Genomic DNA, 21771 nt, shown 5'->3' on the forward strand with positions numbered 1-21771 from the left:
GGGGTGGCTTTGTTAAATGGCAAGGCCACGCTCTGAAAGCCTACTTTTAGAAGTACTTAACCTCCTCCGTCTGCAATTCCGGCCCGCGTGATTAAGAAAATAGCCGCCAACAAGCATGTTAAAAACGTTTCCTGGAACGTAGCCGAAGCCGTTTTATACCCGGCGGCCTTGCTGGTAGCCACGCCTATCTACCTTTCTGCCTTAGGCGATGAACTCTACGGCCTCTGGACCCTCATGACCTCCATTATTGTGAGCATTGGCGTGGTGAACGGTGGCCTGGCCGACACCACCATTAAATACATTTCAAAGTACAGGGCCCTGCAGGACCATGCTACCGCCCAGCGGATCTTCAGAACCACCCTCACCTGGACCTTGCTCATAGCCCTGGCCATTCTGTGCTTGAGCCCCGTCCTTTCCTATGGAATTGTTACGTTTGACCTTTTTGAAATCCCCAATTCTCTCACTCAAAGTACCATTCTCTATTTAAACATCAGCTTTATCACGCTGGCCTTTAAACTGATAGAACAGATTTTTTATGCGTACTACAAGGCCTATGAGCGGTTTGATGTGTTTTCCAAAGCCTCCATCGCCGTAAAAGTGGGCACCATTGTCTTGAATGTGCTTTTGTTGCTGGCGGGGTATGGGCTGTTGGCGGTTTTGCTTTCCACGTTGGTACTTTCGTTTTTGCTACTCATACTCGTTATTTTAAAAACGGGCCACGAAACCGGATTCAAGCAGCTAATGCCCTTGTTTGACAAAAACATAACCGCCGAGCTACAGCAATTCACTAAATGGTCCTGGTTGCAGACGGTGATTGGGGTGGCCAACTCCCAGATGGACAAGTTTCTGGTGGCTTCATTGGTCAGTTTAGAGATGTTGGCCTATTATTCCATTGGCCTAATGGTGGTGAACCAGATTCACATGGTCTTGACTACTGCCGCCAGCACTGTTTTTCCGCTCATTTCCAGAATGGAGGCCAAAAATGAAACCACTGACACGTTGTTCCTGAGCCTGCAGAAATTGGTTACGGTGGCTGGCATGTTAATTATTCTGCATCTGCATCTGGTGAAAGAATTTGTATTCACGGCCTGGCTGGGACCAGAAATCTTTCAGAGGTCCTCTGGCCTGCTTTTCTATTTCTTCGCCTATTTAATGGTGGCCAGCACTTCAGTGATGCCTAATTTTTATTTGTTGGGATCTGGCAAAATCAAGGAAAACGCGCTAAGCTTGGGCTTTAATGCCTTGGTGACCGTTGCGGCCATGCTGGCGTTGTTTGCGGTGTTAGGCGTGGAAGGATTGGTGATTGGGAAAGCCCTGGCGTTGTTCCTGACCATTACGCTGGTGTTCCTTTACCTTAAAAAGACAAGCATGCCGCACCTTTCCGCGTTTTCCTTGTTCCAAACCTTGCTTTTGTGTTTGGCCGGCATTGCGGTTTTAGCTGTTGACCAGACGTGGCTGACGGTGGCCATCATTTTATATCTTTATTATTTGGTGGTTGAGTTGGTGAGAAAGAATAGTTTTGCAAAAAAGTTATTCGCCAGATCTTAGCGCCGCCCACAGTTCCTCTTACCTTATGCCAGCAACGCCCAAAGTCTCCGTCATTACCGCCGTGTACAACGGAGAGCTGTATTTAGAGCAGACCATACAGAGCGTGCTGGCCCAGACCTACCCCAACATTGAATACATTGTCATTGACGGTGGTTCCTCAGACGGCACGGTTGCAATTTTGCATCAATACAGTTCAGACTTGGCCTATTGGGTAAGTGAACGCGACCAAGGCATTTATGATGCCTGGAACAAAGGCGTACAGGCGGCCACCGGTGACTGGATTGCTTTTTTGGGGGCCGATGACCTGCTTTTTCCAGACGCCATTGCCCTGTATATAAAGGAAATAGAGGGGAAAGACCTGGAGTTTGTCTCATCGCGCGTGGAACTGGTAACCAATGACCTGGCCCATTTACTGGACTATGGCAGACCCTGGAAATGGGAAACCCACAAGCACCAGATGAAAGTGAGCCATGTGGGTGCGTTCCACCACCGAAGCCTGTTTGAACGTTTCGGGCTCTTTGACACCAGCTATAAAATTGCCGGCGACTACGAGTTCCTGCTACGGCCAGGCGCTTCGTTGAAAACGCATTTCATCCCGAAGGTCACCGCCAAAATGCGCGCCACGGGCGTGAGCAGCACAGGCACCAAGGTGTTCCGGGAAGCCCAGCGGGCCAAGCATGAGACGGGCAAACTACCCGCCTGGCGCTGTGCAGTTGACTATTACTACTACCTAGCCAAAAACGCAGTGGTGGGCAAACTCAGAAGTCTGTTGCGAGGAAGAAAGGAGGCACGTGAAAATCAATAAATACCTGCCCTTTGTGCTACTGTATTTCTTTTTCAACAGCGTGTTTCTCCCCATCGGGCTGATGTACACCACCTTGCTGACGCCGCTTTTTTACCTTTGGCTCAATGTGAACGGGCAGCGGTTTGTAATTCTCAAGTTCCTGTTGCCGTTGGTGCCTTTCGTACTCATTCATTTTGTAAACGGGGTAGATGCCCTGATTTACGGCAAGTCTGCGGCGCTGTTTTTCACGGCGTATATTTTTGTGTACGCCCTAGTGGTACTGCTAAAAAAAGTGGATTACGTGGAGGATTGGTTTATCAAAATCACCAAACTCAACGCGGTCCTGACTGTGGTGGCCATCATTTTGTTTTTTACCCCCTACATCCGGACACTCTGGACGGTGCAGAACCTGACCATGGGCGTGAGCAACTTCCCACGGTTGTCTTTGCTCACCTATGAGCCCTCCTACTATTCCACGCTGCTGGTGCCGTTGATCGCCTATTTCGCGTTAGATGCCATTCAGTTCAAGCGCCGTTCCTCCTTAAATTACCTGGTGCTGCTGTTGGTGTCACTGGTGCTTTCTTTCTCCATTGGCGTAATTGCCTGCCTGGTGGTAAGTTTGTTCCTGGTGGCGGTGGTCAACAACCGGGCTTTGTCCATTAACAGAAACTATGTACGGCCGTTGCTGTTCTCACTTTGCCTTGGCTTGTTGGCCAGTGGCGTGTGGGTAGCCCTTAACCCAGACAATGCGCTGGTGGTGCGGGTGAACAACGTGCTGGATGGCAAAGACGGCTCTGGCAAAGGCCGGACCTCAGAGGCCTTTTATCTGGCCCAGAAGATTGCCGATGAAAAAAGCACACTATGGGGCGCAGGCTTGGGCCAGATAAAGGTTTTAGGCGAGTTCATCATCAGGCCCTATTACCGCTATGTGAAAGCCGATGTGCCCGTCACCACCATTCCTAATTCATCGGCGGAGACGCTGGCCATTTTTGGTATGCTGGGTTTTTGGGGCAGGATCTTGGTGCAAGTGTACCTTTTTTTCAAGACCCGGGTCTGGACCAGCTCCTTCAGGACCATGGTGTTTTTTTACATCTTCCTCTACCAGTTCACGGGTAGTTTTATTGTGAACATTGCCGAATATGTGATTTGGGTTTTCGCGTTTGTGCCCGTTTTTTACCAGTTTGAGAAACGCCGCCATGACCTGGTGTTGGAAGAGAAAATCACCTAGCTTATGATTCCCGTTTTCGGCCCCGTTTTCAGAAATGAGCCCGAAAACAGAAATTCCGCCAGTGAAGATACCTGTGACAAGGCAAGCCAATTCTATCTATATTCGCCCATCTGGTGCAAGGCATACACTAGACAAATAAGAAAACTCAAGTAGCTTTACCGCATGAACATTGCTATTCTAGGCACCAGGGGCGTCCCTAACCACCATGGCGGTTTTGAGCAGTTGGCAGAATACTTGTCGGTGGGCTTGGTGGAGATGGGGCACGCAGTCACGGTATACAGTCCGCACAACCATCCTTACCAAGAGAGTACCTGGCAGGGAGTCACCCTCTCGCACCAGTATGACCCAGAATACAAAGTGGGCACCGCCGGGCAGTTTGTATATGACCTCAACTGCATTTTGCACAGCCGTCGGCAGCGGTTTGACATCATTTTGCAGTTGGGCTACACCAGCAGTTCCATCTGGAGCCATTTGTTCCCCAAACATTCCTTGGTCATCACCAACATGGACGGTCTGGAGTGGAAACGATCTAAATACAACACCCTCACCCAGAAATTCCTGAAACTGGCTGAAAAACTGGCCGTGCGCCACAGCGATGTGCTGGTAGCCGATTCCAAAGGCATTCAGCGGCATCTGCAGGATTCTTACCAAAAACCCTCGCAGTACATTGCCTACGGCGCAGATCTATTTCATGACCATCAGCCGGAAGTACTTTCCACGTTCGGACTGGAACCTCTTGGGTATGACCTGCTCATTGCCCGCATGGAGCCCGAAAACAGCATTGAAATGATTCTGGAAGGCCTGACCAGCAGTGCCTCGCGCAGACCCTTGGTAGTAGTTGGCGGCTTGACCACGCCTTTGGGCAAAACCCTGGAAAACCGCTTCCCAGATAAAAGAATCAGGTTTCTGGGCGCGGTATATGACTTAGAAATTCTGAATAACCTCAGAGCGTTTTCTAACCTGTATTTCCATGGGCACACCGTGGGCGGCACCAACCCGTCGTTGATTGAAGCCATGGCCTCTGACTGTCTGGTTTGCGCACACGCCAATGAATTCAACCGGCACGTGTTGCTGGAGAACGCATATTATTTCAAGACTTCTGAAGAGGTTAAAAAGCTGCTGGAAACCAAAACCAAGACCGGCGCCGAACTGCAGAAAATAGCGGAAAACAGACTTCGCGTGCAGGAGCATTTTTCCTGGCCGTTCATTATCTCAGAGTACGAAGCCTTTTTTAGGCTCTCGTTGGAAAACAGAGCCCGAAAATGGAAAAAACAGCGCTCCTAGCCTTCCGGCTCTTTTACGGGCTCTGCCTTTTGTTTGCCGCGCTGCTGCCGGTGGGCGGCAAAGTGAACAACCTCGTCCTGATTTTACTTCTGGCCACCTGGCTGCTGCACACTTGGGCCACTAAATCCTGGCATTTGATTAGCTGGAGAAGTGAATTCTGGCTGGCTGCCGGGCTCTTTTTCATTTTTGTGGTGGGGTTGCTGCACACAGAGAACCTCAGGCAGGGCTTCCGAGATGTGGAGCACAAACTGGCGCTGCTCGCTTTCCCATTGATTTTTTTATCCCAGAAAATTCTGAGCACGCGCCAAGTAGCCAGCATATGCCGGGTGTTTGCCTATGCGTGTCTGGCGGTGGCCGTGTACATCTTAAGCCTGAGTTTTTGGCACTACGGCCAGACCCAAGATGCCACGCACCTTTTCTACCACCAACTGGCAGCGCCGGTGCGCATGCATGCCATCATGCTTTCAGCGTATTTTGCGCTGGCTATTTTCAGGCTGCTCCAGGATTTCTTGAACCCCGGCAACACGCATCGGCTGCAGAAAGCTGGCCAATTATCAGGCTGTCTGGTGTTGCTCACAGGTTTGGTGCTGCTGTCTTCCAAGACCATTCTGTTCGCGTTTCTGGTCATTTTGTTTTTGGGGATGGTGGTGTATTTCAGCCGAAAGCAAAAAGCATTTACTGGATTTTTGGCCGCTGTGGCAGTGGCCGTTTCTTTGGTGCTGGCCATTCTGCTGGTGCCCAATTTACGGCAGCGGGTGGAAGAAATTGCGCACTCAAAATTGCAGGTGCTGGAGATGGAGCGTTTTGAGTATGACACCGAGTTCAGTGGCCTCACCATCCGGCTGCTGTTCTGGAAATACGCCCTCACCTTGCTGGAGCGCGACCAGGCCTGGCTCTGGGGCGTGGGCACCGGCGACAGCCAGGACCAACTCAACGCCATTTACCGCGAGCACAACCTGTATTCCGGCAACGGAACCCCGCAAGACGTTGGTTACCAGGAATATGACACGCACAACCAATTCATGGAAACCTTCCTGAAACTGGGGCTGCTGGGTTTGGCCTATCTGCTGTTTTATGTAAGCCGAAACCTGTTTCTGAGTTTCCAGAAAAGGCATTATTTGTTTGCGGCGTTCCTGCTGCTGTTCATTATCTTCAGCGTGACAGAAACCACCTTGCAGGCTAACAAAGGCATTTTCTTCTTCGCGTTTTTCAATTGCCTGTTTCTGCTGCAAATACAGCAGGAAACTGAGGACAAAGAAACCGCAAAAAAGTCCCGGCATTAAATTTCCGTTTTCAGGCTCATTTCCAGAAACGGGCCCGAAAACAGGAATTTCAGAGTAAGCATCTGGCTAAATCTACTTGGCTTGCCAAAGTTGAGAGGCAGTGACCTGAATTTCTTATCTTTGCCGCTATTCTAGAGAACCATGAGCAAAGACAAACCCTCCATCCCCAAAGGCACCCGTGATTTTGGGCCGGCCACGGTGGTGAAACGCAATTATATCTTCTCCGTCATCAAGCGCACGTTTGAGAAATTCGGGTTCCAGCCGCTGGAGACGCCCACCATGGAAAACCTGTCGGTGCTCACCGGCAAGTACGGCGACGAGGGCGACCAACTGATTTTCAAAATCCTGAACTCCGGCGATTTCCTGGCAAAAATATCAGGCCAAGACCTGGAGCAAGGCTACAAACCGCTTACCCGCAAAATCTCTGAGAAAGCGCTCCGCTATGACCTCACGGTGCCTTTTGCGCGCTACGTAGTCATGAACCGAAACGAAATCACCTTCCCGTTCAAGCGCTACCAAATCCAGCCCGTCTGGCGCGCCGACCGTCCGCAGCGCGGCCGTTACCGCGAGTTCTACCAGTGTGACGCGGATGTGGTAGGTACCAATTCCCTGCTCTGCGAAGCTGAAATCGTTTTAATGATTGACGAAGTTCTGAGCACCTTGGGCTTAGACGATGTCACCATCAAATTCAACCACCGCGGATTACTGGCCGGCATAGCCGAAGCCATCGGTGCCTTCGGCCGCGAGGCTGATTTGTGCGTAGCCATTGACAAACTGGACAAAGTAGGCCAGGAAGCCGTAAACCAGGAACTCCGTACCAAAGGAATCTCTGAAGAATCAATAACTAATCTTCAGCCCATCTTAGGCTTGAGCGGCTCCGTGGAGGAACTGCTCCCCCAATTAGACAAGTTGCTGAAAGATTCTGCCGAAGGAAAACGCGGTCTGCAAGACATTAGAGGCATGCTGGCGTTTTTGGGCTCGTTTTCCCAAACGCAGGCAAAACTGGAACTTGACGTGACCCTGGCGCGGGGCCTCTCCTACTACACCGGCTGCATTTTTGAAGTGAAAGTGAACAACGCTCAAATGGGCAGCATAAGTGGCGGCGGGCGCTATGACAACCTCACGGGCATGTTCGGTTTGCCGGGCGTTTCTGGCGTGGGCTTCTCATTTGGCGTGGACCGCATCTTTGACGTGCTGGAAGAACTCAACCTGTTTCCCCAGGACAGTCAAACCATCACGCAGGTTCTGATTGCCAACTTTGACGAGGCCTCCATGACCTACGCCCTGCCCGTATTGCAGGCGTTTCGCCAGGCCGGCATCTCGTCTGAATTATATCCAGATTCAGCCAAACTCAAGAAACAGATGGCTTACGCTGACCAGAAAAACATTCCGTACGTGCTCTTGATTGGCTCTGAGGAAATGCAAAGCGGCCAACTCAACCTGCGCAACATGCGCACCGGCGAACAGGAAAAACTGGACTTGCCCGCTATTCTGGCCCACCTGAAAAACAACCTGTAAGGCCATGCCAGAGCATTTAATCTCGCCCGCCCCCCTTTCGCTTGCGCAATTAGACCAGGTGCTGCGTGGCTCCACATTGGGCCTTTCTACGGAAGCGGAAGAGTTAATTATCCGCTGCCACCAGTACCTGCACCAAAAACTGCAGACATCTGCCAAACCAATTTACGGCATTAACACAGGATTCGGGGCGCTGTGCAACACTTCCATTTCAGAGGAAAACCTGGAGCAACTGCAGCAGAATTTGGTGATGTCGCATGCCTGCGGCACGGGCCCAGAAGTTCCGGCAGAAGTGGTGAAACTGATGCTGTTGCTGAAGGTGCAGTCCTTGGCGTACGGGCACAGCGGCGTGCAACTGGCCACCGTGCAAAGGTTGCTCACCTTTTATAACCGCGAGATTTTTCCGGTGGTCTACCAGCAAGGCTCCTTGGGCGCGAGCGGCGATTTGGCTCCGCTGGCGCATCTGTGCTTGCCCTTATTGGGTTTGGGCGAAGTCCGGTTTCAGGATTTCAAACTGCAGGGCCACGAAATCAACGATATTTTCAGCTGGCAACCGCTCCGGTTAATGGCCAAGGAAGGCCTGGCGCTGTTGAACGGAACCCAATTCATGACTGCCTACGGCGCGATAATTTGCCTCAAAGCCAAAAGAATTGCCCGGGCCGCCGATATCATCGCCGCGCTTTCTCTGGAAGCCTTTGATGGATTGGCCGCCCCTTTTTCGCCGGAAATACATAGAGTTCGGCCGCATGTTGGCCAACAGACGTCTGCTTCGCGCATTTTACAACTGCTCCATGGCAGCGAATTACAGCAGCACGAAAAAGCCCAGGTACAGGACCCATATTCCTTTAGGTGTGTGCCGCAGGTGCACGGGGCCAGTCTTGATGCTTTGGCCTACGCCGAAAACGTGTTCACCACTGAAATCAACGCGGTCACTGACAACCCCAACGTCTTCCCAGACGAGGACCTGATTCTATCCGGCGGAAATTTCCATGGGCAACCCCTGGCGCTGGCGCTGGATTTCCTGAGCATCGCGCTAGCGGAATGGGGCAGCATTTCTGAACGGCGCACATTCCAATTGGTGTCGGGTCAGCGCGGGTTGCCGCAATTTTTGATTCAGGAGCCCGGCTTGAACTCCGGTTTCATGATTCCACAATACACAGCTGCCTCCATCGTTAGTCAAAACAAGCAGTTGTGTACGCCAGCCAGCGTTGATTCCATTGTGAGCAGCAACGGCCAGGAAGACCATGTGAGCATGGGCGCCAATGCGGCCACCAAAGGCTACCAGGTGGTGCTGAACGTGGAGCGAATTTTGGCTATTGAACTGATGACCGCCGTGCAGGCCCTGGAATTCAGAAGGCCGCTGCGTACGTCGCCGGCCCTGGAGAAACTGGTGGCAGCGTTCAGAACACAGGTGCCGGCGTTGGACAAAGACCGAGTGCTGCAGCCAGATATTGACAAAAGCATTTCCTTTTTACAGCAGTTTCCTTTTGAAGAATTGACCCCTTGAGCAAACGGTTTTTTTTATGGTTCGCCGGTTTAATGGTTTCTGTGAGCAGTCTTGCGCAGCAGCAGAAACCGTGCTTTTTGGCCTACAATAAAAATAACCAGCCCGTGCAAACCATTTGTGTAGGACAGCGCATTAGTTTCAGAGACAACACCGGCCAAGGCAAAGTGCCCGAAGCCTATGACTTTGATGACCGTGACGGCCTGGACTTCACGCAAGCAGACACGGTGTTTACCTTCACCACTCCCGGCAGATTCACCGTCACTCAGTTAAGAGGAATTGGCAACATCTGCCCCCGGGTGATTGAAGTAAAAGCCGCCGCCCCGGCCGCGCCACCTGTGTTGCAGAAACTCACCCTGCAGTCTACCGGAATTCTACTGCAACTTCAATCCAGCGCGGTCAATGAACTGGTGGTGGAACAGGCCACTTCCCCATCTGGGCCATTTACAGAAGTAGGCAGAATTGCAGCGGCCCCGGCAGGCCAGAGTGAACATACCATTACGGTTGCCACTGTTACCGGCTGCTTTAGACTGCGGGTGACCAATGTATGTACTGGCGAAGAAACCATTGTCTCCAACGTGGTCTGCGCCCAGGATTTGCAGGTAACCGCCGCTGATCGCCAGAACCAGCTCAACTGGAATATTAATCAAAGCGGTGCAGCTTCTTACCAGATCTTCCGGAACGGGCAACTTTACCAAACGGTTCCCAACAGCCAGACTTCTTTCACAGACACGCAAGTGGCCTGCGGCCGAAGCTACACGTATCAACTGGTAGCACAATTCCCCAACAGCAGCCAGAGCGCCTCGTTGGCCCGGCAAGTAGAAACCTTGGGCACCACACCCCCGGCCCCGCCATTTTTGGTGGCCAGTTTCAATGCCCAGAACCAAGTGGTGCTCAACACCAACAATCCCGCCCAGGAATCCTTTAAAACCCAAACCATTTACCGAAGCCTAGCCGGAGGCGTTTTTGCCCTCATTTCTGAAAACCAGCCCAAAAACGCCCTTGACGCTTCGCTGCAAAATTTCAACAGCCCGGTCTGCTACCAAACCACCTACCTTGATTCCTGCAACCTGACCTCGCCCAGAAGCAACACGGCTTGCCCTGCCCTGCTTGTGGCCACATTGCAAGCAGACGGCAGCGTGCAGTTGACCTGGAACGCGTATGAAGGCTTTCCCGGTGGCTCCCCCACCCAAACCCTGGAACTGCTGGACGAACAGGGAACCGTTTACTGGACCACACCCGTCACTGGCCAGGCATTTACAGACGTGCAGCCCCAGCAAAAATTCCAGCGGCTCCGGTACAGATTGAAAACCGAAGCGCCAACCGGCGATTTCCAAAGTTTTTCTAACACCGTCACCCTGGACCAGCCTTTCCAGTTTTATTTTCCTACCGCCTTTAGCCCTAATAATGATGGTCTGAATGATCTGTTTAAGGCGTTGGGGTCCCAATTTGCCACGTCGTTCTCATTGCAGGTGCTCAACCGCTGGGGGCAGATCATCTTTGAGGCAAAAGACCCCACCCAGGGCTGGGACGGTACCTACAACGGAAAACCCGCCCCACCAGAAACGTATCTGTACAGGTTGCAGGCAGTGGATGTGCAAGGCCAGAAAATTACCAAAAGCGGCACGGTGACATTGGTGCGGTAAGTGTTTTCGGGCTCAATTCTGGAAATGAAGCCAAAAACGGATTTCAGAATGCAGATTTGGTTACATTGAACGTGTGGTTCGTTTCTGAATAGTTACCTATGGGTTGACAACTTTTACCGGTAAGGTTGCAGGAACTCAGAAACTAGGCTATTTTTACCGATATTAATTTATCCTTGCGGCGCGCCAGTTTTCGGTTAACTGTAAGAAAGGAAGACCCAAGTGCCGGCTTTGGCTTGGCCTGAATTCAATACCCCTACACACATGATTAATTTTGAAGCCTTAGAAGCCCAATTAGATACCTTACAGCATAGTTATTTGGCGGCCCAGCCGTTTCCGCATTTGGTGATTGACAACTTCTGTGACACACAGAAACTGGAGCGCGCCTACGCCAGCATTCCCGAACTCAGCAACAAAAGCCGGGATTATGCCTTCGCTAATAACAAGTTTGAGAAATCTAATTACCGGGAGTTGGGACCTGAGTTGATGGAACTATACCAGGATCTATCTTCTGACCGGTTTAACAAGATTCTCTGCCACATCACGGCCAAGAAAGTGTTTGTGGACCCCAAAAACCACGGCGGCGGACTGCACCAAGGCAAGAAAAACAGCTTCTTGGACATGCACCTGGACTTCAACTACCACCCGCTGCAAAAGAACTGGTACCGTGAACTCAACTTGCTGTTGTACCTCAACAAAGACTGGAAACCAGAGTACAAAGGCGGCCTGGTCATCAAAGATTTGCGCACCAACGAGCAAACCGAACTGGACGTGCCGTTCAACCGCCTGATTATTCAGCAGTGCGCGCCTTACACCCTGCACGGCTATTACATGACCAACTTCCCCGAAGGCAGATTCAGGACTTCCATTGCCACCTACGCTTACCAGGTGCATGAACATCTGATTGAGACGCCTAGAACCACCGACTGGTTTCCGGGCAAAGATGCCTCTGTCATGAAAAAACTGCTGGCCAAGAATTATAACTTTCTGGTGCAGACCAAAAACAAATTCTTCGGGAGCGGAACGGCCAAAAACCAATAGGCAGAAGAATGAAGAACGTTCTGATTGTCAATCAGTCTGCTGAACTGTACGGAGCCGATAAAATACTCTTGGAGTTGCTGCTGCATTACCCGGCGGGCTACAACCCCATTGTGGTGCTCCACGAAGACGGCCCTTTTAAAGACATGCTCCAAAGCAAAGGCATTCAGGTAATTCACGCCTCGGTGATTAAAGTGCGGCGCGGCATCTTGAACGTCGGGTTTCTGGGCGGGCTGCCGTTTGAGGTTTTGAAGGCGTTCAGGACCATTAGAAAAGAACTCAACGGCCAAGAAATCCACCTGATTCACTCCAATGCCACCTCGGTGTTTATTGGCGCATTCTACTCCTTTTTCTTCCGGAAAAAGCACCTCTGGCACGTACATGAAATCATAGAACACCCCCGGAAAATTGCTTTGGCCTACCCCAGAATTGTGAATTTTTTCGCCAGCAAGGTGGTGTTCAACTCCAGGGCCACTGAGAAACATTTCACGTCTATTTTGCCCAGCATCAAAGAGATAAGCACGCTGGTCTACAATGGCCAAAGCCGCGCCTTTACGCAAATTTCTGAGGAAGAAAAACTCAACATCCGGCAAACGTATTTCAACGCGGATCCTAATGACGTGGTAATTGGGTTGGTCGGGCGCATTAGTAAAATCAAAGGCCAATTGCTTTTGTTGGAGGCTTTTTCGCACCTCACAGCTTCGCACCCTAATGCTAAACTGGTCTTGATAGGTTCGCCAGCCAAAGGCAAAGAATATGACCTGGAGGCGGTAGAAGCGTTTATTCAAAAGCAGCAACTCGGCCAAAAAGTGGTGGTGCTGGACTTCCAGGCGAATATCTGGCCCTTTTATGACGCACTGGACATTGTCACGTTCCCGTCCACGGAGAAGGAATCGTTTGGCTTGGTGGCCACTGAGGCCATGCTCTGCGCCAAACCCGTGGTGGCCGCTGACCACGGCGGACTTTCTGAGATTGTGGTGCACCAGCAAACCGGCCTGCTCTTTGAACCCAACAACGCCCAGGCGCTTGCCGAAAGCCTCACCCAATTAATTTATTCTGAAGACCTCCGGATGGCCTATGGCCAAAACGGGCTGATCCGCGTGAAAGAAGTTTTCTCTACAGAACAGTTTGTGGCCGGCATCCAACAGGTGTATGATGAACTGACGGCGTAGGTTTTCCCACGTTTTTCTTGCAAATTCTGTTTTCGGCTTCATTTCCAGAAATGAGCCCGAAAACAGAAACTAAATTTCTATATTGACTTCTCTTGGCTTAACACCTAATCCAAAAAGAACAAAATACACCACCTCTGATTTAACAAAAACCCCATTTTCACATAATATTTTCAACGAACGCAACTTTTTATTGTAAATTTCGATTGTTAATTCAACTATTTGTCACATATTTGACAATCGACAATTTAAAAGATAAGTATTGTGTGTGGAATTGTTTGTGCCTTTGATTTAAAGGAAAGCGCTGAGACGCTACGGCCTCAGCTTTTGGAAATGGCGAAATCCATCCGGCACCGTGGTCCGGATTGGAGCGGTGTTTTCAGTAATGAGAACGCCATTCTGGCCCATGAACGGCTGGCCATTGTAGACCCTATCTCGGGAAAACAGCCTTTGTTCAGCCAAGACGGGCAATTGGTGCTGGCCGCCAACGGCGAAATCTATAATCACCTGGAACTCCGGGAAAATCTGGTAACAAACTATAATTTCCAAACCAAATCTGACTGCGAAGTCATTCTAGCGCTTTACAAAGAAAAAGGGACCAAGTTTCTGGATGATTTGAACGGCATCTTCGGGTTTGCGCTCTATGACGTGGAAAACAACGCGTATATGATTGCCCGTGATCACATGGGCATTATACCATTGTACATTGGCTGGGACAAGGCAGGCACTTTTTACGTAGCCTCAGAGCTGAAAGCGCTGGAAGGTACATGCGAGAAAATTAAACTGTTCCCGCCGGGCCATTACCTCTCTAGCCAGGAAGAAGGTTTCCAGAAATGGTATGACCGTGATTGGAAGGAATACAAGAACGTGGCCGAAAATGAGACCGACATCAAGGCCTTGAAAGATGCCCTGGAAGCCGCCGTGCACCGCCAGTTGATGAGTGATGTGCCGTACGGCGTGCTGCTTTCCGGCGGACTAGACTCTTCCATCACTTCGGCCATCGCCAAGAAATACGCAGACCGAAGAATTGAAACCAATGATCAGGAACGCGCCTGGTGGCCACAGCTCCACTCCTTCGCCATTGGCCTGGAAGGTTCCCCAGACCTGGCCGCCGCCCAAAAAGTGGCTGATCACCTGGGCACCGTACACCATGAGATAAAATTCACCATTCAGGAAGGCATTGACGCCATCAAAGACGTGATCTATCACCTGGAAACCTATGACGTGACCACCGTGCGCGCCTCTACGCCCATGTATTTAATGGCGCGCGCCATAAAGGCCATGGGTATTAAAATGGTGTTGTCCGGTGAAGGGGCTGATGAAATCTTCGGAGGTTATCTGTACTTCCACAAAGCACCCAATGCCAAAGAATTCCACGAGGAGAACGTACGCAAGCTGGACAAGCTGCACATGTATGACTGCCTGCGCGCCAACAAATCTCTGGCCGCCTGGGGCATTGAGGGCCGCGTGCCGTTCCTGGACAAAGAATTCATGGACGTAGCCATGCGCATCAACCCGCAGGACAAAATGATAAACGGCGAACGCATGGAGAAATGGGTCTTGCGCAAAGCGTTTGAAGATTATTTGCCGGCCAGCGTAGCGTGGCGCCAAAAAGAACAGTTCTCAGACGGCGTGGGCTACAACTGGATTGACACCCTCAAAGAAATGGTAGGCCGCAAAGTCAGTGATGAACAGCTGGAAAACGCCGCTGTGCACTTCCCTATTCAGCCACCCAGCAGCAAAGAAGAGTTCTATTACCGGTCCATCTTCGCCAAACATTTCCCAAGTGACGCGGCGGCCTTGTCGGTGCCTTCGGTGCCCTCCGTGGCCTGCAGCACGCCCATCGCGCTAGAGTGGGACGCTTCTTTCAAGAACATGAACGACCCATCTGGCAGAGCCGTGGCCAATGTGCACGCTGATGCCTATTTGAAAGATGAAGTAGCGGTTTAGGAAAAATTTTAGCTTGAATGAAAATCCCTTTCAGTTTATAGCTGGAAGGGATTTTTTGTTTTCATTCCTGAAAATGTAGGGACAGGTCGCGACCTGCCCTGAACGCTGGCCGAAGTTATCTATTTGCTACAAAGGGAAGTACAATAGATTCCCTCAAGGGAAATGTATGAATCAGGGATAATTTGGACATATTCAAAAGGGAATGCGTAGATCGGCAATGCGGGGACATGTCGCGACCTGTCCCTACAAATCTGGCATGGGTAGATCCTTCAAATGATTCATCAATTCCTGTTTTCGGTCTCATTTCCAGAAATGAGCCCGAAAACGGAAATCAACTAAACCACGCCAACCCTACCAACCTTCCGGCAAATGGATTACTTTTGGCCTTTCAGGAAAGGAAACCAGCGGTAGATATCTAATGGCCACCTTTCCGCGTTAGCCAAGAAGACATTTATAAGAAAGGAGAAGCATATGTTTGACATGTTAGGGATGATGAACAAAGTGAAAGAGATGCAGGCCAAGATGAAGGTGGCCCAGGACAATCTCAAACACATTACGGTCACGGCAGAGGCGGGCGCGGGCATGGTGAAAGCCACGGCCAGCGGCGACCGGCGGTTACTGAAGATTGAGGTAGACGAGACGCTCATGAACCCCAACGACCGCGAAATGCTTTCTGATCTGGTAGTGGCGGCCGTGAACAAAGCGCTGGACGAGGCCGGAGAAAAAGGCAAAGAAGAACTCAAGAAACAGACAGAGGGCATGATCCCTAACATTCCGGGTTTAGATTTGAGCGGTTTTGGTCTCTAATCCATCGGTTGCCGTTGTTATCCTGAACTGGAACGGCCGCAGATGGCTGGAACAGTTTCTGCCGGGCGTATTAGAACACAGCCCTGAAGCTGAAGTCATAGTGGCCGACAACGCTTCTTCAGACGATTCGGTGGCGTTCCTGCAAGAGCATTTCCCATCGGTGAAAACAATTGCGCTACATGAGAATTTCGGGTTTTGCGAAGGCTATAATCAAGCTTTGGCGCAGGTGCAGACAGACTATTACGTGCTGTTGAATTCAGACGTGGAGGTGACCAAAGGTTGGCTCACGCCGATGCTAAAGCTCCTGGAAGAAAACCCGACCATAGCCGCCTGTCAGCCCAAGATCAAAGCCTTTCACCAGCGCAGTCATTTTGAGTACGCCGGTGCGGCCGGAGGTTATTTAGATGCCCAGGGCTACCCCTTCTGCCGCGGACGTATATTTGACACGCTGGAAGAAGACAAAGGCCAGTATGATGACGTACGGCAGGTTTTCTGGGCCACCGGCGCTTGTTTGTTCATTCGTTCAAAAGCGTTTTGGCAAGCTGGCGGTCTGGACAAAGAATTCTTCGCGCACATGGAAGAGATTGACCTCTGCTGGCGACTGCAAAATTTAGGCTACCAGGTTTTCTACCACGGCAAGAGCACCGTATACCACGTGGGCGGTGGCACGCTGCATAAAAGTAACCCTAGAAAGACGTTTCTGAATTTCAGGAATGGGGCTTCGTTGCTGTATAAAAACCTTTCTGAGAAAGAACTGAACAAAGTGCTGTACACGCGGTTAGTCTTAGACGGCGTGGCGGCGGCGCAGTTTCTATTCAAGGGCAACACCAAAGATTTGGCGGCGGTGTACAAGGCGCACCGGGCGTTTTTCGGCTTGAAATCTTATTTGAAGGCAAAACGGGCCGAGGTACCCGTAAAAAAAGAAACCAGCCACTTGGTGGGCTGGTACGGGCAGAGCGTGGTGTGGGACTACTTTGTGAAAGGAAAGAAAACGTTTAGGGAATTACACATCCCAGACCGTGCTTCTTTCGCGCCGCAAAGATTTGCGCACGTTGAGCCAGAAGGCCAGAATCAGGTACACCAAGACCGGCGACCCGAACGTTAAAAATGAAAGGTAGATAAAAGATAACCGGATACTGCTTGACGCAAAACCCAGTTTCTCGCCTAATTTTGAACAAACACCATAGGCTTGGCTTTCCAGAAAATACTGCAGGTGCTTCATGGTTTGAACGTTAGGGAGCCTAAGATACACAAAAAATCATTTTTACCACCAAACTAACGGCAACCCAAAGGCCATATTATAGTACCTAGGGCAAGGCAAAGCTGGTGCTTGTATACGTTTCTTCTTTAACTTTAGATATGTCGGTTGCGCGTAAAGGGGACTTTTACTATTATTTAGGGGTGGTGTTACTCAGCTTGGTATTGCTGCAAGGCTGCACCTTTTCCCGCATGGCCAAACGCGCCCAGAAAGGTCAGGTCATTTCGGCGGAGCCGGGCAGTTTGATGGTGCGCGGCAAACAGGTGCCCTTAGAAGTACAGGCCCAGTTGCCCGCCAACCTGCTCAAAAACGACTACCGCTACGCCATACGCGTGTACTATAAATCAGACAAAGGCACTGAAGACCACGTGGGCTCCCTGGGATTTGACTTCGGGAATTACAACTTCATAGACGGCAAACCCACCATGCAGGGTGCGTTCTCGTTTCCGTTTTCGCCCACCAAAGCGCGCGGGCAGTTGATGGCGCAGGGCATTGTCACCAACCCCAAAGGCCGAAAGAAATACGTAAAACCGGTGGTCTTGGCGCCGGGCATCAGGACCACGCCCTATCTGGTGCAATATGCCCACGCGCCCGCCAATGCGCCAGAGGTAACCAAAGCAGACGCGCCCACTACGCTTAAATTCCCCATTTACTTTGACCAGGGGCTGGCCACGTTACGCTCCGGGTTCGGGACGAATTTAAATGCGCTGGATGAATTCCTGAACACCAACCAGAAAACCAAGAAGATTGAGATTCTGGCCACGCATTCGCCAGACTCCCTGGAGACCGTTACCAGAAATTTAGCGGCCCGGCGCGCCATTGCGGTGGAGAATTACATCAAGAAAAAGATAGACACAGAATCCTACGTCAACTCGCTGCAGACCACCAAACTCAACTCGCGCACCATTCAGCAGCAGTGGGACGCCTTTTTAGGCCGAATTCAGATGTCGGCGTTGCCGGAGGAACAGGTGCAGCAGATTCTGGAGATTGTGAACGGCAAGGGCAGTTTTCTGGCCAAGGAAAAAAAATTGCAGGCGCTTCCGGCCTATGAATACATTGAAACCTACGTGTACCCGGTGTTGCGCTACACCGAAGTGACCGTAGACTTCACCCCCAACCTGCGCCGCGACTACGAGATTTACCTGCTGGCCAAAAAAGTAGCCGACAACCGCGCCAACGCAGATGTCCTGACCTCAGAGGAAATGCAATACGCCGCCAACCTCACCCCGCTCTTAGCCGAGAAACGCAAAATCTATGAGAGCGCGGTGGAGAATTACATGAACTGGCAGGCGCTAAACAACCTGGGGCTGGTGTATTTTGAACAGGCCAAAAAAGAGCTCAAACCCAACGTCAAGAAAGCCCTGCTGGAGAAAGCCATTCTGAACCTGAGGTTCGCGGCGCACCGCAACCCCACCGCGCAGCAATTCTACAACTTAGCCGTGGCGCATCACCAAACAGGCAACCACCTGGAAGCCATGCAGAGCTATGATTACGCTGTGAAACTGGGTGGTCCGCTGCCCGTTTTGCAACAGGTCTTCACTGACAAAGCCGCGCTGGAACTGGAAGTAGGCCAGTATGACGATGCCGCGCGCAGCGTTGCCTATGCCGGGTCTGGGTACGCCGCCCAATACAACCGCACGCTCCTTTATTTCCTGAAGGAAAACTATGAAGACGCCACCAAACTTGGCCTGAAACTGCTGGAGGAATGGCCCCACAACGGCGCCGCGCATTATTTATTGGCCATTATTGGTGCCCGCAGCCAGAACGAAACCCAGCTCAGCTCCCACCTTAAAAAAGCCATCAAAGCCAATCCGGCGCTGGCGGGCATGGCCGTGGAAGACCTGGAATTTCAGAAATACAACAAATCTGCGGCCTTTCTGGAGGCGTTCCGGTCAAAGTAGGCGGCTGTTTTCGGCTTCATTTCCAGAATTGAGCCCGAAAACGGAAATAAGCCGCATTCATTTCCGCTTGCGGGCAGATGCGTTTTTTTATTTAGGCCGCATGTCTTAATTTTACCCAACAGATTATTGACGTTACCCTTTACTATGCGAACCATACAATTCAGAGAGGCCTTGCGTGAGGCAATGAGCGAGGAAATGCGCCGCGACCCAAAAGTGTTCCTGATGGGCGAGGAAGTTGCCGAATACAACGGGGCCTACAAAGTTAGCCAAGGCATGCTGGACGAGTTTGGGCCGGAGCGCGTGATTGACACCCCCATTGCCGAACTGGGCTTTGCCGGTATTGGCGTGGGTGCGGCCATGAACGGCTTACGCCCCATCATTGAGTTCATGACGTTCAACTTCTCATTGGTAGCCATTGACCAGATCATCAACTCGGCGGCCAAAGTGATGTCTATGTCCGGTGGTCAGTACTCGGCGCCCATGGTGTTCAGAGGCCCCACCGGCAACGCGGGCATGTTGTCTAGCCAGCACTCACAGAACTTTGAGAACTGGTTCGCCAACACGCCTGGTTTGAAAGTGGTGGTGCCGTCTAACCCTTATGATGCCAAAGGCTTGCTGAAAAGCGCCATCAGAGACAATGACCCGGTAATCTTCATGGAGTCTGAGCTCATGTACGGTGACAAAGGCGAAGTGCCGGAGGAAGAATATTTGATCCCCATTGGGGTAGCCGATACCAAGCGCCAGGGCAAAGATGTGACCATTGTTTCCTTCGGGAAGATGATGAAAGTAGCCCTGCAGGCCGCCGAGGAACTTGCCAAAGACGGTGTGGAAGCCGAGGTGATTGACTTGCGTTCCGTGAGACCATTAGATTTTAACGCCATTGTGGAATCTGTGAAGCGCACCAACCGTTTGGTAGTGGTGGAAGAAGCTTGGCCGTTGGCCTCTATCTCTTCTGAGATTGCCTTCCATGTACAGCACCAGGCCTTCGATTATCTTGATGCGCCCGTGAAACGCGTGACCTGCCGCGACGTTCCGTTGCCTTACGCGCCTACCTTAATTGAGGCCTCACTGCCCAACGTGAAACGCGTGATTGATGCCGTAAAAGAAGTGACCTACGCCAAAGCGTAAGCTGATCACACAATAAAACCAAGAGCCGACCCTTTATAGAATGGTCGGCTCTTGTTAGTTAAACCTGATTTTGGCGCCATTTCCAGTTTAGAGCCCAAAAACGCCCGTTGTTTATGAAATTGAAAGCCTTTCTCTCTGCGCTGTTTCTCTTGCCCGTGATAATAGTCACGTCCTGCAAAGACGCCTACAAGTTTGAGGAAGTTGTGATGCCGGCGCCCGTAGTACGGGTGGAGAAATTCCCGGACAAGGCGGTGAAGGTTGACTCCACGGTGACCATCACGGTGCTCTACGAACCAACCAATGGCTGCGGCCGCTACAGTGATACCGTTTGGACTTCCAGCCCGCTGCTGGAAACCTACCAGATTTTGGTGGCCTATCCCAAGGACCAAGACGTGGTCTGCGCAGATAAGTCAAACCTGATCAGGTATTCCATTCAATACAAATTCACCCGGGCCGGTACGCAAAGGTTCAGGTTCTGGCAAGAAGACGGCAAATACCTGGATGCCGAGGTGCTGGTGAACCCCAAGGAGCAGACTCTATAAAAGTTGAATGTTCTGACTTTCCGTTTTCGGGCTCATTTTCAGAAATGAGCCCGAAAACGGAAAGTTTTATTTTAACAGAATGTTACACCACCGTTAACCGGGCGATGTAATGGGCGTCTTCTTCCTGCAACAAAAGCTCTGCGGAGAAACCGGCTTCTTCAGCGTATTGCTGCAGCAAATCAAAATCAAGGAAAAGCCATTTGAATGGTTCCGAGCGCTCTTGCTTGTATTCCATCACGTAAGTCATCTCTCCGTAATAATTGGCGTTAAGATCCAAAGAAACGGAGCCGTCTTCGTCTTCATACAGGTAGAGAATATCAGAAGATTCCAGGATGATCTGCCCGGCGGGGTTCAGCCATTTTTTGCAGGTCTGCAGGAAATGCGGCACGTTGTCCACCGAACCCGCCAGGCCAATGCCGTTCATAAGCAGTAGTAAGGTGTCATGCGGAATTGGCGCCAAGGTAAAGAAATCGCCGCAGAGCACGTTTTTCACGCCCCGCTCCTGCTGCACCTGGCAGGCTTTTTCAGAAATTTCCAAAGAGGTCACCTCCACGCCTTTCTCCTGCAAAGCCAGCGCATGAGAACCAGCGCCAGAACCAACATCCAGCACTATTCCGCGGCACTGCTCCAAGGCAAATTGTTCGCGCTCCGGCATTTGGGCCCAGGTTCTGAACAAGTAATGTACCGGTATTTCATCGGGCTCGGTTTGGTCTGAATAAACCGTAATGACCGCCTCTTGCGCACCTGTAAGGTAGTCTTGAAGCGCTGCGCCAATGGGGTCTGCGTTGGTTGTTGCCATGTGAATTGGAGTTAAAGCAGGCAAAGATACGGCGCTCAGGGCAATAGCCGCTCCTTCTTGGATAATCCTTTCCTGGCGCCTTGAACGAGTCATACCTGGGGTTCATCGAAATTCTGCCTTCCTTTTTGAAGCCAACTGCCACCTTTGCAGGTATTGCGGTAGATTTAGAGCTTAAGGAACAAGTAGTTTCTCATTTTTTGAATCCATGGAAGAATTCTTAAGGGCATAAAAACCGGAGGAAGTGCCCGAAAGTAGTTGTAAAAGTGCAGGAGATAGTGGAAAATACATATAAAGCATGTAGTATGCGCAAAATATTGGCAGGTGTTTACCGGTTGGGGTCTCTGACGTTTATCTTTGATCTCAAATTCTAGATGCCCATTACCATTACGC

General features: G+C 51.1%; 17 protein-coding genes. 16 read left to right on the forward strand and 1 reads right to left on the reverse strand.

Annotated elements, in window-relative coordinates; translation table 11 throughout:
* The first annotated feature begins 87 nt into the window (after positions 1-87).
* The 16 genes from IMY23_RS05665 to IMY23_RS05740 all read left to right on the forward strand — a co-directional run bounded on the left by IMY23_RS05665 (position 88) and on the right by IMY23_RS05740 (position 20582).
* Positions 88-1548, forward strand: coding sequence for an oligosaccharide flippase family protein (locus IMY23_RS05665; RefSeq protein ID WP_192821152.1), 1461 nt, complete (start codon positions 88-90; stop codon positions 1546-1548).
* A 25-nt stretch (positions 1549-1573) separates the two neighbouring features.
* Positions 1574-2353 (forward strand): glycosyltransferase family 2 protein, encoded by a 780-nt coding sequence (locus IMY23_RS05670; RefSeq protein WP_192821153.1) that lies wholly within the window; start codon positions 1574-1576, stop codon positions 2351-2353.
* Entirely contained in the window at positions 2340-3560 is a 1221-nt protein-coding gene (locus IMY23_RS05675; protein WP_192821154.1) for a hypothetical protein, read from the forward strand. The genes IMY23_RS05670 and IMY23_RS05675 overlap by 14 nt, the downstream gene beginning before the upstream one ends.
* A 162-nt stretch (positions 3561-3722) precedes the next feature.
* Positions 3723-4844 carry a DUF1972 domain-containing protein gene (locus IMY23_RS05680; RefSeq protein WP_192821155.1) on the forward strand — a complete coding sequence of 374 codons (1122 nt, stop codon included), beginning with the start codon at positions 3723-3725 and terminating at the stop codon, positions 4842-4844.
* On the forward strand, positions 4823-6127 hold the full coding sequence (locus IMY23_RS05685) for an O-antigen ligase family protein (protein WP_192821156.1): 1305 nt from the start codon (positions 4823-4825) through the stop codon (positions 6125-6127). The genes IMY23_RS05680 and IMY23_RS05685 overlap by 22 nt, the downstream gene beginning before the upstream one ends.
* 141 nt (positions 6128-6268) lie before the next feature.
* Positions 6269-7645, forward strand: coding sequence for a histidine--tRNA ligase (gene hisS, locus IMY23_RS05690; RefSeq protein ID WP_192821157.1), 1377 nt, complete (start codon positions 6269-6271; stop codon positions 7643-7645).
* 4 nt (positions 7646-7649) lie between these two features.
* A complete protein-coding gene (gene hutH, locus IMY23_RS05695; RefSeq protein ID WP_192821158.1) occupies positions 7650-9149 on the forward strand; it encodes a histidine ammonia-lyase in 1500 nt (499 codons plus the stop codon).
* Between the two features lie 77 nt (positions 9150-9226).
* On the forward strand, positions 9227-10792 hold the full coding sequence (locus IMY23_RS05700) for a T9SS type B sorting domain-containing protein (protein ID WP_192821159.1): 1566 nt from the start codon (positions 9227-9229) through the stop codon (positions 10790-10792).
* Positions 10793-11053: 261 nt separating this feature from the next.
* Positions 11054-11830 (forward strand): 2OG-Fe(II) oxygenase, encoded by a 777-nt coding sequence (locus tag IMY23_RS05705; protein WP_192821160.1) that lies wholly within the window; start codon positions 11054-11056, stop codon positions 11828-11830.
* Between the two features lie 8 nt (positions 11831-11838).
* Positions 11839-12999: a glycosyltransferase family 4 protein gene (locus IMY23_RS05710; RefSeq protein WP_192821161.1), complete on the forward strand. Its 1161-nt coding sequence runs from the start codon at positions 11839-11841 to the stop codon at positions 12997-12999.
* A 261-nt stretch (positions 13000-13260) separates the two neighbouring features.
* Complete coding sequence (asnB, locus tag IMY23_RS05715) at positions 13261-14946, forward strand: asparagine synthase B (RefSeq protein WP_192821162.1); 1686 nt, start codon at positions 13261-13263, stop codon at positions 14944-14946.
* Positions 14947-15417: 471 nt separating this feature from the next.
* On the forward strand, positions 15418-15753 hold the full coding sequence (locus IMY23_RS05720; protein ID WP_192821163.1) for a YbaB/EbfC family nucleoid-associated protein: 336 nt from the start codon (positions 15418-15420) through the stop codon (positions 15751-15753).
* Positions 15743-16858, forward strand: coding sequence for a glycosyltransferase family 2 protein (locus IMY23_RS05725; RefSeq protein ID WP_192821164.1), 1116 nt, complete (start codon positions 15743-15745; stop codon positions 16856-16858). The genes IMY23_RS05720 and IMY23_RS05725 overlap by 11 nt, the downstream gene beginning before the upstream one ends.
* A 254-nt stretch (positions 16859-17112) precedes the next feature.
* Positions 17113-18912, forward strand: coding sequence for a tetratricopeptide repeat protein (locus IMY23_RS05730; protein ID WP_192821165.1), 1800 nt, complete (start codon positions 17113-17115; stop codon positions 18910-18912).
* A 144-nt stretch (positions 18913-19056) separates the two neighbouring features.
* Positions 19057-20040 (forward strand): pyruvate dehydrogenase complex E1 component subunit beta, encoded by a 984-nt coding sequence (locus IMY23_RS05735; protein WP_192821166.1) that lies wholly within the window; start codon positions 19057-19059, stop codon positions 20038-20040.
* Positions 20041-20153: 113 nt separating this feature from the next.
* Positions 20154-20582 carry a hypothetical protein gene (locus tag IMY23_RS05740; RefSeq protein ID WP_192821167.1) on the forward strand — a complete coding sequence of 143 codons (429 nt, stop codon included), beginning with the start codon at positions 20154-20156 and terminating at the stop codon, positions 20580-20582.
* Positions 20583-20664: 82 nt separating this feature from the next.
* On the opposite strand, the gene IMY23_RS05745 is transcribed toward IMY23_RS05740, so the two are convergent.
* Positions 20665-21381, reverse strand: coding sequence for a bifunctional 2-polyprenyl-6-hydroxyphenol methylase/3-demethylubiquinol 3-O-methyltransferase UbiG (locus tag IMY23_RS05745; RefSeq protein WP_192821168.1), 717 nt, complete (start codon positions 21379-21381; stop codon positions 20665-20667).
* Positions 21382-21771 lie beyond the last annotated feature (390 nt).

The sequence above is a fragment of the Rufibacter sp. LB8 genome, from assembly GCF_014876185.1.
Lineage (GTDB): Bacteria > Bacteroidota > Bacteroidia > Cytophagales > Hymenobacteraceae > Nibribacter.

Bases quoted from the DNA above. Each gene is read 5' to 3' on its own strand.
- IMY23_RS05680 (WP_192821155.1), top strand. From the start codon at position 3,723: ATGAACATTGCTATTCTAGGCACCAGGGGCGTCCCTAACCACCATGGC.
- IMY23_RS05670 (WP_192821153.1), top strand. From the start codon at position 1,574: ATGCCAGCAACGCCCAAAGTCTCCGTCATTACCGCCGTGTACAACGGA.
- IMY23_RS05735 (WP_192821166.1), top strand. From the start codon at position 19,057: ATGCGAACCATACAATTCAGAGAGGCCTTGCGTGAGGCAATGAGCGAG.
- IMY23_RS05730 (WP_192821165.1), top strand. From the start codon at position 17,113: ATGTCGGTTGCGCGTAAAGGGGACTTTTACTATTATTTAGGGGTGGTG.
- IMY23_RS05685 (WP_192821156.1), top strand. From the start codon at position 4,823: ATGGAAAAAACAGCGCTCCTAGCCTTCCGGCTCTTTTACGGGCTCTGC.
- IMY23_RS05720 (WP_192821163.1), top strand. From the start codon at position 15,418: ATGTTTGACATGTTAGGGATGATGAACAAAGTGAAAGAGATGCAGGCC.
- hisS (WP_192821157.1), top strand. From the start codon at position 6,269: ATGAGCAAAGACAAACCCTCCATCCCCAAAGGCACCCGTGATTTTGGG.
- IMY23_RS05740 (WP_192821167.1), top strand. From the start codon at position 20,154: ATGAAATTGAAAGCCTTTCTCTCTGCGCTGTTTCTCTTGCCCGTGATA.
- IMY23_RS05745 (WP_192821168.1), bottom strand. From the start codon at position 21,381: ATGGCAACAACCAACGCAGACCCCATTGGCGCAGCGCTTCAAGACTAC.
- hutH (WP_192821158.1), top strand. From the start codon at position 7,650: ATGCCAGAGCATTTAATCTCGCCCGCCCCCCTTTCGCTTGCGCAATTA.
- IMY23_RS05705 (WP_192821160.1), top strand. From the start codon at position 11,054: ATGATTAATTTTGAAGCCTTAGAAGCCCAATTAGATACCTTACAGCAT.
- IMY23_RS05710 (WP_192821161.1), top strand. From the start codon at position 11,839: ATGAAGAACGTTCTGATTGTCAATCAGTCTGCTGAACTGTACGGAGCC.